This window comes from Neisseria sp. HMSC055H02 (assembly GCF_001813335.1).
Classification (GTDB): domain Bacteria; phylum Pseudomonadota; class Gammaproteobacteria; order Burkholderiales; family Neisseriaceae; genus Neisseria; species Neisseria sicca_C.
In genome coordinates this window covers 37,703-50,019 of record NZ_KV812096.1, presented here as the reverse complement: position 1 = coordinate 50,019, position 12,317 = coordinate 37,703, and the positions used below count along the sequence as shown (strand labels likewise).

Sequence of the window (12,317 nt, the reverse complement as noted above, 5' to 3'; positions counted from 1 at the left end):
TTCCCGCGCAGGCGGGAATCCAGACCTCTGTATTTCAGAAATATTTTAAAGATTACTGTAAATCCAAACTTCTGGATTCCCGCCTGCGCAAGAATGACAGTCATTGGAAAATCAATGCATTACCCCAAATAATTAAATTAGAAAACTTAACTTTGATAGGAAGACTTAATGGCGAAAACAAAATATTCCGCACGGATCAATGGGGAACATATTGATGGGACGATAGAAATTATAAAAAGAATCGTCTTACATCTGCATGATATGGGCAAAACACAATTTAAGGTAAAAGATGTAGATGAACAGATTGAAGAACTAAAAAACCAATGGCAGATTACTCCTGACTATAATGATGATACACATGCTTCTTTGCATGTACTTAGTGTTAATTCAAACTCAAGAAAGCATTATCACGAATCAATGCACCAAGACTTTTTATGGTGGAAAAAAGGAGGAATATTTGAATTATACAAACCAACAAATTTTCAAATAAACTCAACCCAATCTTTGGAACAAGATCTCAGTAAACTCAAAGAACAATTAGCATCCGAAATTGAACCAGAAAAGCGAACCGAAATCGAAACCTTAATAAAAGCTCGTCAAGGGCAAGGCAGATTCCGGCAAAAACTACTCGAACTGTATCCGAGCTGTCCACTGACAGATCTAGATGTTCGGTCTTTACTTATTGCCAGCCATATCAAACCTTGGAGCAAGTGCAATAATGAAGAGAGGTTAGATCCCTTCAATGGTCTGATGCTCGCCCCCAATATCGACGCATTATTCGATAGCGGTCTGATTACGTTTGAGACCGACGGTACGATAAAAATCAGTCCGAAAATCGATCTGGAAAATCAAAAGCGGCTTGGAATTTTTCCCGATATGCAATTAAAAATCGAACCTGAAAGCGAAAAATATTTCGAGTATCACCGTAACCATGTTTTCCAAAAAGAAGAATAAATGGTGTTGAACAGTCCGTTGATTTAAGGTCGTCTGAAAACGATTTAGCGAACCACGCTATATCTGTTTTCAGACGACCTTTTTGCGTTCTTTTGTATACGAATACTAACCAATTACCGTCATTCCCGCGCAGGCGGGAATCCAGACCTCTATATTTCAGAAATATTTAAAGATTACTGTAAATCTAAACTTTTGGATTCCCACCTACACAGGAATGACGATGATTGAGTATTTTCCATTTGAATTCACCATCAAACCAAAATGCCTGCCCCTTTTTCGGGCAGGCATTTTTATACGTCAGTTCAATCAGGTTCGGCTCAGTATTTGACCGTCCAGCCTATCTCGCCGCCCGCGCGCATCGGGACGAGTTCGCCGTCGCCGTAAGGGACGCTTGCGGGGACGGTTTGGCTTTGTTTGACGAGGGTGATCGTGTCGGCGTTTTCGGGAATGCCGTAGAACCTTGCGCCGTTTTTCGAGGCGAAGGCTTCGAGTTTGTCCAACGCGCCTGCTTTTTCAAACACTTCGGCGTAAAGCTCGATGGCGGTCATGGCGCTGAACATGCCGGCGCAGCCGCAGGCGTTTTCTTTGGCGGATTTGGCGTGCGGCGCGGAGTCGGTGCCGAGGAAGAATTTGTGCGCCTTCTCGCCGGTAACGGCGGCGACCAATGCCTGACGGTGTGTTTCGCGTTTGAGTACGGGCAGGCAGAAATGATGGGGGCGCACGCCGCCGACCAAGAGATCGTTGCGGTTGAGCAGGAGGTGTTGCGGGGTAACGGAGGCGGCAACGTTGTCGCCTGCTTCCAAAACAAGGCGGGCGGCTTCGGCGGTGGTGATATGTTCGAACACGACTTTGAGATTCGGCACTTGCGCCAAAACGGGTTTCATTACGCGCTCGATAAAGGCGGCTTCGCGGTCGAAAATGTCGATTTCGGGGTCGGTTACTTCGCCGTGAACGAGGAACAGGATGCCCTGTTTTGCCATTTCTTCCAACACGGGGATGAGTTTGAACAAGTCGGTTACGCCCGAATCGGAATTGGTCGTCGCACCTGCGGGGTAGAGTTTGAAGGCGACGATGCCGGCGGCTTTGGCTTCGCGCACCAGCTCGGGCGTGGCTTGGTCGGTGAGGTAAAGTGTCATCAACGGCTCAAACGCGCTGCCTTCGGGCAACGCCGCCATGATACGCGCTTTGTAGGCAAGCGCGTCGGCTACGCTGACGACGGGCGGCTTGAGATTGGGCATGATGACGGCGCGCCCCATCTGGCGGGCGGTATAGGGGGCAACGGCTTTGAGCGCGTCGCCGTCGCGCAGGTGCAGGTGCATATCGTCGGGGCGGGTTATGGTCAGGGTTTGCATGGGTGTTCCTTTTTAGATTTTTGGGTTTCAGACGACCCCTTGATGTTTCCTAGGGGCTGTCAACATTTAATTTTCCCAGTGGATTTTTGTTCACAAAGCGGAAGATTCAAGGCGGAAACCGCAACAAGGTTGGACACCTTGTGAGGATTTCCAACGTGGAAGATGCCGCTTTGAGGATAAAAAAACACGGAAACTATTGAATGGCGACAGCCCCAAAGCTCGTCTGAAAAGACTATTGCACAAGGACAGGCTTGCCGTTGTAGGACTGATGCGTCAGGTAAAACACCGCCTGCACGGGCAACTGGTCGGACGGGGTGGTTTTGACGGTCAGCAGGGTTTCTTCCGGGCTGCCCGACGCGCGCCACGCGTAGGACAACTGGCGGATCGGAATCGGCGATTCGGAGGCTTGGTCGGTGCGCAATTCGTTGTTCAAGCCACTCGGCGGGTTTTCCACCAATACCATAAACTGCTTGCGTATCAGGGTTTCGTCCGCCCGCGCCGTCTTCACGCTGCAACTGTCGCCGGTCAGGCTCAAATAATAATCCGCGCCGTCCTGCGTTTTCTTCCAAACGGCAAGCGCATCCGGCTCAATGAAACCTGCGGGCAGCCTGCCGATTTCTTCCGCGTTCAAAGCCGTCAGCTTTTCATTATCGGCAAAAGAGCGCACTTTATCGGCAGCCCCGTCAAAAGCGACGCAGCCTTGACGGAACAATTCCGCTGCCGCGTTCGCACGATCCGCCATCTGCTCGGGCGGCACTTCCTCCCTGCCGCACGCCGCCAATAAAACGGAGAAAGCGGCAAGCGTCAAAAGCCTTGAAATCGGACGTTTCGCCATTTTCAGACGACCTCTATTTGTGTTTCACGACCAGCGTGAACACGCCGTCTTCTTCGCGCGATTCGAGCAAAACATGCCCGGTCTGGCGGCAGAAAGCCTCAAAATCGCCGGGCGCGCCGCCGTCGGTCGCCAACACGGTCAGGACTTCGCCTGCCTCCATTTGCGCCAACGCTTTTTTGGTTTTCAAAATCGGCAAAGGGCATCTGAGCCCCTTCAGGTCTAAGGTGTGTGCGTTCATAGTTTCCGATGTTCCGTTAACAGGATTAACATGAATTATACCGTACTTACTTGCACCCCACCCCGCCGAACCCATAAAATAAAGCCGTTTTTCACTTTGGAGCACACCATGCGCCGTCTCGCCCTCCTGACCCTCTGCCTCGCCGCCACGGCAGTCAACGCCGCCGGATTCAGCGAAAAAGATACCCCCTTCAACACACGCTACAAAGAAAGCCCCGAAGAAGCCGCAGCCCGCGAGTTCGCCGAACAAAAAACTGCGCTCCCGCCCCTGCCCGACACCCAATCCGGCGACTGGTTCGACCTCTACGTCAGCGAAGACTACGGCAAACAGCCCAAAATCCTCCTCAGCAGCCTGCAAATCATGCCCTCTCCCGACGGCAGCATCCGCTACATCCTCAACGTCCGTTCCGACAAAGGTCATGACAACCTGACCGTCGAAGGCCTCTTCTGCGCCCGCTCTTCCTTCACATACGGCAAAGACAAACGCTCGTCTTATAAAGTGTTCGGCTACGGCGACACCGTCAACCGCCGCTGGATCGAGCCGCGCAAAGCCGAATGGAAACCCATAGGCTCAACCTTCAACAAAAACGACGAGATGCGTGCCGTCCTCTACCAAGCCTTCTGTACCGACGGCGTACCGAACACCACCGAAGGCCTGGTCAAACGCCTCAAAGAACGCGCCGGACGCTACGCGCCGAAGATGGTGCGCCACGATAAATAAGCCGTTTGACGGTTCAAACATCAAAAAAGGTCGTCTGAAACATTTTCAGACGACCTTTTTTCCATTCGAATCAAACACGGATGTCGGGTACTTTATTAAACAGACGATAGAAATTGTCGCTAGTGTAAGCGGCAAGCGTTTCTACGGGTTCGCCGCGCAGTTTCGCTACAAATTCGGCAGTATAACGGACATAGGAGGGTTCGTTAGGCTTGCCGCGTTTGGGAACCGGAGCGAGAAACGGCGCATCGGTTTCGACCAGCATTCGATCCGCAGGGACGTATTTGGCAGCTTCTTGAATTTGCGGGGCATTTTTGAAGGTAACAATGCCGGAAAAAGAAATGTACAGCCCCAAATCCAAAGCGGCTTTGGCAAAAGCGGTATCTTCGGTGAAGCAGTGGATAACGCCCGAGTTGGTTTGACCTTCCTTCAGAATCGCCAAAGTATCGGCGGCGGCATCGCGGGTGTGGACAATCACGGGCAAACCGCTTTCGTTGGCGGCTTGGATGTGTTCGGCGAAGCGGCGGTGCTGCCATGCCAAATCGCCTTTGCACCAGTAATAATCCAAGCCCGTTTCGCCTATGCCGACGACTTTCGGGTGTTTTGCCGCTTCAACCATTTCAGCGACGGTAAATTCTTCGGCTTCTTGACTGTCGGGGTGGACGCCTATGGTGCAGTAAACCTGTTCATTGGCTTGGGCAATGTCGAAGACTTCGGCGAAACTCTGTCTGCTCACGCTGATGGCAAGCGCCTGCTTGACGCTTTGTTCTTCCATGTTGGCGAACACTTCAGGCAGGCGGTTGCTCAAGCCTTCGAAATTGAGGTGGCAGTGTGAATCGATTAAATGCATGATTTTAAAGCGTGAAGGTAACGCGGTCGCTGCGCAGTTTCGGTCCCAGCTCGCCTTCAATCAGGGTTTTCGCCTGAAGGCAGCTTTCGTGTTCGGAAAATGCCAGCCCGACACCTTTAGGGCGGTGGGCGGAAGTACGGGCGGGGTTGATCCAGACGACTTTGGTAGGCAGGAAGCGTTTGGGGTAATCGGCGATTTCAACGGCGAGCAGGATGTCTTCGCCCAATGAAAATACGTCTTCGGTCGGAACGAAAAGTCCGCCGTGTTCGAGAAACGGCATATAGCAGTTGTAGAGCAGAGTCGGATCTTTGAGCTGCAACGCCATCATTTTCGCCGGAATGTCTTTATTGTTGTTTACCATTTTGTTTTACCTTATCTAATTATTTGTTTTGCCAAAATTCGAGATATTCAGTCAGCAGATACTCAAGCTGCATTTTAACACTCAAGGTGTGGTATCCGTAAGGGCTGAGTGCGTTCAGACGACCTGTCAATGCAAACAGGCGGCGCGGGTCGGTTTTGGAAGCCGTCTGCGACAATGCCTGCGCGTAATCGGGATAATAAAGCGGCGGCATTTGTTGTTGCGCCAAGCCGACATCCAACAGCCATTTCTGCATCCAATCGATGAAGACCGCCAACGGCTGCTTGTGTTTGTCGAACGCAGCGGCATAGTCGAGTATCGTCAACAGGCGCGGCGCGGCAAGCAAAGTGAGCAGCTCTTCGCGCAAGTCATCCATTTCGGGCGCATGGGTAAACAAAGGCGCGCCGCTGTGAAAAGCCAGCAACGATTGCGCATCGTCCACCCCCTCTTCTCGAAGATACGCCAAAGCTTCATCTCGCGAAGGCTCCGGCAAAACCATCTGGCGGCAACGGCTTTTAATAGTCGGTAAAAGTTTGTCGCGTGCATGCGTAACCATTAAAAAAACAACATGTTGCGGTGGCTCTTCCAAAGCTTTGAGCAACCCGTTTGCCGCCTGCACGTTCATGCTTTCAGCGGGATGCACCAATACCACCCGCAATCCTCCGCGCACAGCCGTCAGATAAATGTTCTCCACAATATCGCGCACGGCATCGATTTTAATCTGCAACAATTTTCGCCCGACCGCACCGTCTTCGGGGATTTCAGGAGTAAGTTCGTAAAAATCGGGATGGCTGTTTTGCGAAAACAAATGACACGAAGCGCATACGCCGCAAGGCTGATGATCTTCCCGAGGCGATTCGCACAGCAAAGCCTGTGCCACAAACCGCGCAAACGCTGTTTTGCCGGTGTTTTCCTTACCGGTAAACAGCCAAGCGTTCGGACGGTTTTCCCAATGATCGGCAAGCTGCCGCCACTGGTTTTGATGCCACGGATAAATCATGTCGAGAAGTACAAGCGTTTGAACAAAAGCGTGATTATACAGGGAAATGTTAGAGGTCGTCTGAAAAGCGGCTTCCGTTGCAGACGACCTTGCCGGATGTGCATCATTTTTAAGCAACATGATTTTTTGTTTGTATATCAATCGTCAAACCGATTTATACACAGGCTGTTCACACAGTTTGCCTGACAAAATGTGTATCACAACAAAATCCACACAATACTTTTTTCAAATTTCAAACAACAGCCTGAGCTATAATCCGCCTCATTCACCTTCACCCTTTCAATCATGAACCGACAAAAAACCTACCTGCTGCTGACCGCCCTGTTCACCCTGATTTTCATCGCACTCATCATGCTCGGCGGCTACCTGCTTTCCATCCAAAGCAAACAATTCGCCGTCGCCGCCTTCCTATTCGCCTTCGGCGCCGTCTTCGCCCAAATCGGCAGCCTCGCCCTCTACATCCGCCACAAAGCCCGCGCCCAAATCATGCGCTCGCAACAAACCGAATCCCATTAAGGCTGGGTATTGTTCGTTATCCGTTTGCCGGTTCTACAGGCTTTACATAGGTAAAGTTTTGTTTGCCGCATTGCTCCCCCCCCCTTGCAATTTACACTGACACCGCATACAATTTGTATGTTCTTAAATCTTTCAACCCACGGGAGTAGACTTATGAAACAAAACATCATCGTTGTCTTATTCAACATCTCCAGCGAAGCTTATCAAGCCTTTTCTGAATTGAAAGCTTACTCGCAGACAACAGATGCTTTGGTGGCACAAGCCGTTTTGATTAAAAAGGAAAATGGTCTGATTATCCCAGCAGAAAGCACCGACTTTACCGCCAATACGGTCGAAGGCACATGGACGGGCGGCCTCATTGGTTCACTGGTCGGCATTCTCGGCGGTCCTATCGGTGTTCTGTTGGGTGGAGCTACTGGCGCACTCATCGGCAGTGATGCAGGCACTGCCCAAACATTGGGAGAGGGGTTGTTGCTGGAAAATACAGCCAAAAAACTGGATAACGGCAGTACTGCAATCATTATTTTGGCGCAAGAATCCGACGAAGCTGTATTGGATGCCTTCTTCCACCGTTTCAAAACCGTTATTCTCCGGCAAGATGCAGCCGTTGCCCAACAGGACGTATTGGCAGCAATAGAAGCGCAGGAAGAAGTGGCACGTCAGGCACACGAAGCGTGGAAAAAACAGCGCAAAGCCGAGCGCAAAGAGAAAGTGGAAGCCTTCAAGGCCGACATCAAACAAAAATTCGACAAATTGGCAGCCAAGTTGAAATAACACTGCCACCAACCCAAGGTATGTAACCGCTCAAATTTTCCGTTTCGGATGCATGCCAAACCGGTTTGAGGCTACCTGAAAATCTATTTTTCAGGTAGCCTCTCCCTTTTTCATGCCCCGCCAAACCATCATGCTCACCCCGCAAAGCTGCGACCTATTCCAACGCCCATTTTTCCAGTTCGCCCAAATCCGCCAATACCAGCCCGAAACCGAAGCGCAAACCAAGCAAGGCCGACTACAAAGCCGCGTGGCAAGTGTGGCGCACGTTGGTTTTACAGGTAGCCTCACAACTGGGCGCGGGCTTTGCCCCGCCGCATATCGAACGCTGGTGCAACGGCTGGCAGCGCGACCTGGCTAGTCGAAACCCTGCACCGCCTGCTGCCAGTGTACGAAGCCTGCCACAATGTGCGGCTGTGAGCGGAAGCAAGCTTCCCCCATCTGCCGTTAAGGCTACCTGAAATCTAAAAGAAACAAACAAAACCAATGACCAAACGCCGAACCTTCCTCATTCTGACCATCCTCTTCACCCTGCTCTTCATCGCATTGGTAACGTTGGGCGCCTACCTGCTTTCCATCCAAAGCAAACAATTCGCCGTCGCCGCCTTCCTATTCGCCTTCGGCGCCGTCTTCGCCCAAATCGGCAGCCTCGCCCTCTACATCCGCCATAAAGCCCGCGCACAAATCATGCGCTCGCAACAAACCGAACCCCATTAAGGAAAACCCATGTTCGACAAAATCGTCCTCGCCAGCGGCAACGCAGGCAAACTCAAAGAATTTTCCCGCCTCTTCGCCGATTTGAACATCGAAGTCCTGCCGCAATCGCAGTTCGACACGCCCGAATGCCCCGAGCCGTACCGCACCTTCGTCGAAAATGCGCTCGCCAAAGCCCGCCACGCCGCCAAACACAGCGGCCTGCCCGCGCTCGCCGACGACTCCGGTATCTGCGCCGCCGCATTAAACGGCGCACCCGGTATCCTCTCCGCCCGCTATGCCGGAGCAAACCCCAAATCCGATGCCGCCAACAACAAACGCCTTTCAGACGACCTCGCCGACAAAGCCGACAAAAGCTGTTATTATGCCTGCGTCCTTGTCCTCGTCCGCCACGAAAACGACCCGCAGCCCATCATCGCCGAAGGCATCTGGCACGGACAATGGCAGACAGAAGCCGCAGGCACCAACGGCTTCGGCTACGACCCGCATTTCTACCTGCCCGAACACAACTGCACCGCCGCCGAGCTTGCCCCCGAAATCAAAAACGCCGAAAGCCACAGGGGACAGGCGTTGCGGGAATTGTTGAAAAAAATCGAAGCTTTATAAATCGATAATAGGTCGTCTGAAACCCCGAAACGCTTTTTCAGACGGCCTAACCACTACATTATGAAAGGAAACTCATGTCCCCTAAACAAATCCTGATTGTCGCCATCCGCCTGACCGTCATCATTTGGATAGTCAAAACCCTGTCAACCGCCATTCCTCTGATGGATTTCGCGTCCGACAACGACATCAGGTTTCCCGTCTCAGAAATACTGGGCGTATTCGGTTTTTACAGCATAGTGTGGTTGTTTTTATGGTTTTTTCCCGCCATGACCGCCAATTTCCTCCTACCCGAAATCCATCAAAAGCCGCAAGAATTGCCCAAAAACCCTGCTCCTTGGTTAACCACAGGTCTGATTTTAATCGGCTTTTACTCCCTATCCCTCGCGCTGTCCGACCTGACTTACCTGTATAGTTTTTACCAAATCGCCCAAAACGGTATCACCGTCTCGGCGGACGGCATCTGGACCATGATGACGAACCAAGACAAAGCCACCACGCTTGCCGCCACCGTCCAAACCTTGATCGGCATCCTCCTGATTTTCGGCGCACCGTTTATCAGCCGCCAGATCCGCAAGCATTTATAAACCCGTAACAGGCCGTCTGAAAATGTATTCCATGTTTTCAGACGACCTCAATCCCCAAAACACACCATGACTCAAATCACATTCTCCCAAGCCGGACAACTTACCGCCCTGCCGCCCCTGTCGCTCTATATCCACATCCCGTGGTGCATCAAAAAATGCCCGTATTGCGACTTCAATTCCCACAGCCTGAAAAACGGATTGCCCGAAGCCGCCTATATCGACGCGCTGCTGACCGATTTGCAGCTTGAATTGCCCAATATTTGGGGCAGGCCGGTGGAAACGATATTTTTTGGCGGCGGTACGCCCAGCCTGTTTCAGGCGGAATCGATCGACCGTTTGTTAAGCGGCGTGCGTTCGCTGTTGCGCTTGCAGCCGGAAGCGGAAATTACGTTGGAAGCCAATCCGGGCACGTTTGAAATCGAGAAGTTTCAAGGATTTAAAGACGCGGGTATTACGCGGCTTTCTATTGGCGTACAAAGTTTCAACGACGATATGCTTGCGCGGCTGGGGCGCGTCCACAACGGCAAAGAAGCCTTAACCGCCATAGCTACCGCCTTGAAATTATTTGATAAAGTCAATATCGACTTGATGTATGCCCTGCCGAACCAGACCGTTCAGACGGCATTGGACGACGTGCAAACCGCCATCGCCACGGGCGCAACCCACATCAGCGCGTATCATCTGACGATGGAGCCGAACACGCCGTTCGGCCATACACCGCCGAAAGGTTTGCCGCAAGACGAAGCCGCCCTCGACATCGAAGACGCGGTACACGGCGCGCTGGAAGGCGCGGGTTTTATCCACTACGAAACATCGGCTTTTGCAAAACCCGCCATGCAGTGCCGCCACAATTTGAACTACTGGCAGTTCGGCGATTATTTGGGCATAGGCGCGGGCGCGCACGGTAAAATTTCCTACCCCGACCGCATCGAGCGCACCGTCCGCCGCCGCCACCCCAACGACTACCTCGCCTTAATGCAAAGTCAGCCAAGTGTTGCCGTTGAACGCAAAACCGTTGCCGCCGAAGATTTGCCGTTCGAATTCATGATGAACGCCCTGCGCCTGACCGACGGCGTACCCGCCGCGATGTTGCAGGAGCGCACTGGCGTACCCGCCGCCAAAATCATGGCGCAAATCGAAACGGCAAGACAAAAAGGTCTGCTGGAAACCGACCCGACCGTATTCCGCCCGACCGAGCAGGGACGGTTGTTTTTAAACGATTTGTTGCAATGCTTTTTGTAGGATTGGATTTTTTCAAACGACCTTGATACGCCAAACCGTAACGCCTGCATGCCACCGCTTCATTAAGGTCGTCTGAAAATATCCATACCCTACACAATCACTCGGTTTTATACGATAATCGACACCGTTTTCATCAAAGTTCCCATCTTTCAGACGACCCCGACAACAGGAGAAAATCATGTCCAAAACCATCATCCACACTGACAAAGCCCCTGCCGCCATCGGCGCATACAGCCAAGCCGTGCGCGCGGGCGACACCGTTTACATGAGCGGTCAAATCCCCCTCGATCCCGCCACCATGACCGTTGTCGGCAACGGCGACTTCCGCGCCGAAGCACGCCAGGTTTTTAAAAACCTGCAAGCCGTCGCCGAAGCCGCAGGTGGCACGCTGGCCGACATCGTCAAACTCAACGCCTACCTGACCGACCTTGCCAACTTCGCCGTCTTCAACGAAGTTATGGCAGAGTTCATCCAAGAACCCTTCCCTGCCCGCGCCGCCGTCGGTGTCGCCTCCTTGCCCAAAGGTGTACAGGTCGAAGCCGAAGCCGTGCTGGTACTGAACGCATAAGACACGCAACCCGTTTTCAGACGACCTCCCACAAGCCAAAGATCGTCTGAAACACCACACACAATCGGACAATAACAACAATGGCACACTACGCAATCGGCGATATTCAAGGCTGCTTCGACGAATTCACCCTTCTGCTCGACAAAATCAACTTCAACCACGGCACAGACACCCTCTGGCTCGTCGGCGACATCGTCAACCGCGGCCCCAAATCCCTCGAAGTCCTCCAATTCTGCATGGAACACGAAAGCAGCGTCCGTATGGTTCTCGGCAACCACGACCTGCACCTGCTCGCCGTCGGCTGCGGCGAAGGTACGGTCAAACGCAGCGACACCATCACCCCCATCCTCACCCACCCCGACAGCAAAAAAATGCTCGACTGGCTGCGTTTCCAACCCCTGCTCATCAAAGGCGTCCGCCACGTTATGGTTCACGCCGGCATCCTGCCCCAATGGACCATCGCCCGCGCCGAATTGCTCGCCAGCGAAACCGAAGCCGAACTGCGCGGCAAAAAATACAAAAAGTTTTTCTCCAAAATGTACGGCAACAAACCCGCCGAATGGAGCGACGATCTGACCGGCTACGACCGCCTGCGCATGATTCTCAACGTCTTCACCCGAATGCGCGCGCTGACACTGAAAAACGAACTCGATTACGACTACAAATCCACCCTCAAAAAAATGCCCGCGAACCTGCGCCCTTGGTTCAAATCCCCCGACAGGCAAAACCTCAGCCACACCATCGTCTTCGGACACTGGTCTTCACTGGGCTTTATGAACACCGACAACATCCTCTCCCTCGACACCGGCGCGCTTTGGGGCGGCGAACTGACCGCCATCAACCTTGCCGACCACAGTATCACCCAAGTCCCCTCCCTAGGCGGTTTGGACTGGAAAACGGCTTTGAAATAATTACTATAGTGGATTAAATTTAAATCAGGACAAGGCGACGAAACCGCAGACAGTACAGATAGTACGGAACTGATTCACTTGGTGCTTCAGCACCTTAGAGA

At 52.4% G+C, this 12,317-nt stretch carries 17 protein-coding genes and 1 pseudogene; 12 read left to right on the top strand and 6 right to left on the bottom strand.

Going from position 1 to position 12,317, the window contains the following annotated elements:
* The coding region (locus HMPREF2907_RS13225) for a hypothetical protein (protein ID WP_210388592.1) at positions 1-215 on the top strand (215 nt) is incomplete at its 5' end.
* Positions 169-954 carry an HNH endonuclease gene (locus HMPREF2907_RS13575; RefSeq protein ID WP_083310703.1) on the top strand — a complete coding sequence of 262 codons (786 nt, stop codon included), beginning with the start codon at positions 169-171 and terminating at the stop codon, positions 952-954. The genes HMPREF2907_RS13225 and HMPREF2907_RS13575, both read left to right, overlap by 47 nt.
* Before the next feature lie 317 nt (positions 955-1,271).
* On the opposite strand, the gene pyrC is transcribed toward HMPREF2907_RS13575, so the two are convergent.
* The 3 genes from pyrC to HMPREF2907_RS07055 all read right to left on the bottom strand — a co-directional run bounded on the left by pyrC (position 1,272) and on the right by HMPREF2907_RS07055 (position 3,379).
* Positions 1,272-2,306: a dihydroorotase gene (gene pyrC, locus HMPREF2907_RS07065; RefSeq protein ID WP_045074808.1), complete on the bottom strand. Its 1,035-nt coding sequence runs from the start codon at positions 2,304-2,306 to the stop codon at positions 1,272-1,274.
* Positions 2,307-2,538: 232 nt separating this feature from the next.
* A complete protein-coding gene (locus tag HMPREF2907_RS07060; RefSeq protein WP_070681598.1) occupies positions 2,539-3,141 on the bottom strand; it encodes an NMCC_0638 family (lipo)protein in 603 nt (200 codons plus the stop codon).
* A gap of 13 nt (positions 3,142-3,154) precedes the next feature.
* Complete coding sequence (locus tag HMPREF2907_RS07055) at positions 3,155-3,379, bottom strand: sulfurtransferase TusA family protein (RefSeq protein ID WP_009311572.1); 225 nt, start codon at positions 3,377-3,379, stop codon at positions 3,155-3,157.
* Positions 3,380-3,487: 108 nt separating this feature from the next.
* On the opposite strand from HMPREF2907_RS07055, the gene HMPREF2907_RS07050 reads away from it, so the two are divergent.
* Positions 3,488-4,099: a CNP1-like family protein gene (locus HMPREF2907_RS07050; protein WP_036529159.1), complete on the top strand. Its 612-nt coding sequence runs from the start codon at positions 3,488-3,490 to the stop codon at positions 4,097-4,099.
* A gap of 70 nt (positions 4,100-4,169) precedes the next feature.
* Here the strand turns inward: HMPREF2907_RS07050 and HMPREF2907_RS07045 are convergent, their stop codons facing one another.
* From HMPREF2907_RS07045 to HMPREF2907_RS07035, 3 genes are read right to left on the bottom strand one after another with little or no spacing between them, the layout of a single operon-like run.
* A complete protein-coding gene (locus HMPREF2907_RS07045) occupies positions 4,170-4,946 on the bottom strand; it encodes a TatD family hydrolase (RefSeq protein WP_070681594.1) in 777 nt (258 codons plus the stop codon).
* A gap of 4 nt (positions 4,947-4,950) precedes the next feature.
* Entirely contained in the window at positions 4,951-5,307 is a 357-nt protein-coding gene (locus tag HMPREF2907_RS07040; RefSeq protein ID WP_003760734.1) for a PilZ domain-containing protein, read from the bottom strand.
* A gap of 19 nt (positions 5,308-5,326) precedes the next feature.
* Positions 5,327-6,304 (bottom strand): DNA polymerase III subunit delta', encoded by a 978-nt coding sequence (locus HMPREF2907_RS07035; RefSeq protein ID WP_070681591.1) that lies wholly within the window; start codon positions 6,302-6,304, stop codon positions 5,327-5,329.
* Between the two features lie 285 nt (positions 6,305-6,589).
* On the opposite strand from HMPREF2907_RS07035, the gene HMPREF2907_RS07030 reads away from it, so the two are divergent.
* The 9 genes and pseudogenes from HMPREF2907_RS07030 (at position 6,590) to HMPREF2907_RS06995 (ending at position 12,216) form a co-directional block, all read left to right on the top strand.
* Entirely contained in the window at positions 6,590-6,820 is a 231-nt protein-coding gene (locus tag HMPREF2907_RS07030) for an NGO_0222 family membrane protein (protein ID WP_070655935.1), read from the top strand.
* 153 nt (positions 6,821-6,973) lie between these two features.
* Complete coding sequence (locus tag HMPREF2907_RS07025) at positions 6,974-7,594, top strand: DUF1269 domain-containing protein (protein ID WP_003741838.1); 621 nt, start codon at positions 6,974-6,976, stop codon at positions 7,592-7,594.
* Positions 7,595-7,724: 130 nt separating this feature from the next.
* Positions 7,725-7,938, top strand: a pseudogene (locus HMPREF2907_RS11935) (HI_0552 family protein); the annotation flags it as partial.
* Between the two features lie 139 nt (positions 7,939-8,077).
* Entirely contained in the window at positions 8,078-8,308 is a 231-nt protein-coding gene (locus HMPREF2907_RS07020) for an NGO_0222 family membrane protein (protein WP_003741840.1), read from the top strand.
* 9 nt (positions 8,309-8,317) lie between these two features.
* Positions 8,318-8,911, top strand: coding sequence for an RdgB/HAM1 family non-canonical purine NTP pyrophosphatase (gene rdgB / locus HMPREF2907_RS07015; protein WP_070538825.1), 594 nt, complete (start codon positions 8,318-8,320; stop codon positions 8,909-8,911).
* A gap of 74 nt (positions 8,912-8,985) precedes the next feature.
* The gene (locus HMPREF2907_RS07010) at positions 8,986-9,495 is read left to right on the top strand and encodes a hypothetical protein (protein ID WP_070681588.1); all 510 of its coding nucleotides are present in this window, start codon (positions 8,986-8,988) and stop codon (positions 9,493-9,495) included.
* A gap of 66 nt (positions 9,496-9,561) precedes the next feature.
* Positions 9,562-10,737: a radical SAM family heme chaperone HemW gene (hemW, locus tag HMPREF2907_RS07005; RefSeq protein ID WP_070681584.1), complete on the top strand. Its 1,176-nt coding sequence runs from the start codon at positions 9,562-9,564 to the stop codon at positions 10,735-10,737.
* A 178-nt stretch (positions 10,738-10,915) separates the two neighbouring features.
* Positions 10,916-11,305 (top strand): RidA family protein, encoded by a 390-nt coding sequence (locus HMPREF2907_RS07000; RefSeq protein ID WP_070681581.1) that lies wholly within the window; start codon positions 10,916-10,918, stop codon positions 11,303-11,305.
* An 80-nt stretch (positions 11,306-11,385) separates the two neighbouring features.
* Positions 11,386-12,216, top strand: coding sequence for a symmetrical bis(5'-nucleosyl)-tetraphosphatase (locus HMPREF2907_RS06995; RefSeq protein WP_070681578.1), 831 nt, complete (start codon positions 11,386-11,388; stop codon positions 12,214-12,216).
* The last annotated feature ends 101 nt before the right edge of the window (positions 12,217-12,317 follow it).

Bases quoted from the DNA above. Each gene is read 5' to 3' on its own strand.
- HMPREF2907_RS13575 (WP_083310703.1), top strand. From the start codon at position 169: ATGGCGAAAACAAAATATTCCGCACGGATCAATGGGGAACATATTGAT.
- pyrC (WP_045074808.1), bottom strand. From the start codon at position 2,306: ATGCAAACCCTGACCATAACCCGCCCCGACGATATGCACCTGCACCTG.
- HMPREF2907_RS07060 (WP_070681598.1), bottom strand. From the start codon at position 3,141: ATGGCGAAACGTCCGATTTCAAGGCTTTTGACGCTTGCCGCTTTCTCC.
- HMPREF2907_RS07055 (WP_009311572.1), bottom strand. From the start codon at position 3,379: ATGAACGCACACACCTTAGACCTGAAGGGGCTCAGATGCCCTTTGCCG.
- HMPREF2907_RS07050 (WP_036529159.1), top strand. From the start codon at position 3,488: ATGCGCCGTCTCGCCCTCCTGACCCTCTGCCTCGCCGCCACGGCAGTC.
- HMPREF2907_RS07045 (WP_070681594.1), bottom strand. From the start codon at position 4,946: ATGCATTTAATCGATTCACACTGCCACCTCAATTTCGAAGGCTTGAGC.
- HMPREF2907_RS07040 (WP_003760734.1), bottom strand. From the start codon at position 5,307: ATGGTAAACAACAATAAAGACATTCCGGCGAAAATGATGGCGTTGCAG.
- HMPREF2907_RS07035 (WP_070681591.1), bottom strand. From the start codon at position 6,304: ATGATTTATCCGTGGCATCAAAACCAGTGGCGGCAGCTTGCCGATCAT.
- HMPREF2907_RS07030 (WP_070655935.1), top strand. From the start codon at position 6,590: ATGAACCGACAAAAAACCTACCTGCTGCTGACCGCCCTGTTCACCCTG.
- HMPREF2907_RS07025 (WP_003741838.1), top strand. From the start codon at position 6,974: ATGAAACAAAACATCATCGTTGTCTTATTCAACATCTCCAGCGAAGCT.
- HMPREF2907_RS07020 (WP_003741840.1), top strand. From the start codon at position 8,078: ATGACCAAACGCCGAACCTTCCTCATTCTGACCATCCTCTTCACCCTG.
- rdgB (WP_070538825.1), top strand. From the start codon at position 8,318: ATGTTCGACAAAATCGTCCTCGCCAGCGGCAACGCAGGCAAACTCAAA.
- HMPREF2907_RS07010 (WP_070681588.1), top strand. From the start codon at position 8,986: ATGTCCCCTAAACAAATCCTGATTGTCGCCATCCGCCTGACCGTCATC.
- hemW (WP_070681584.1), top strand. From the start codon at position 9,562: ATGACTCAAATCACATTCTCCCAAGCCGGACAACTTACCGCCCTGCCG.
- HMPREF2907_RS07000 (WP_070681581.1), top strand. From the start codon at position 10,916: ATGTCCAAAACCATCATCCACACTGACAAAGCCCCTGCCGCCATCGGC.
- HMPREF2907_RS06995 (WP_070681578.1), top strand. From the start codon at position 11,386: ATGGCACACTACGCAATCGGCGATATTCAAGGCTGCTTCGACGAATTC.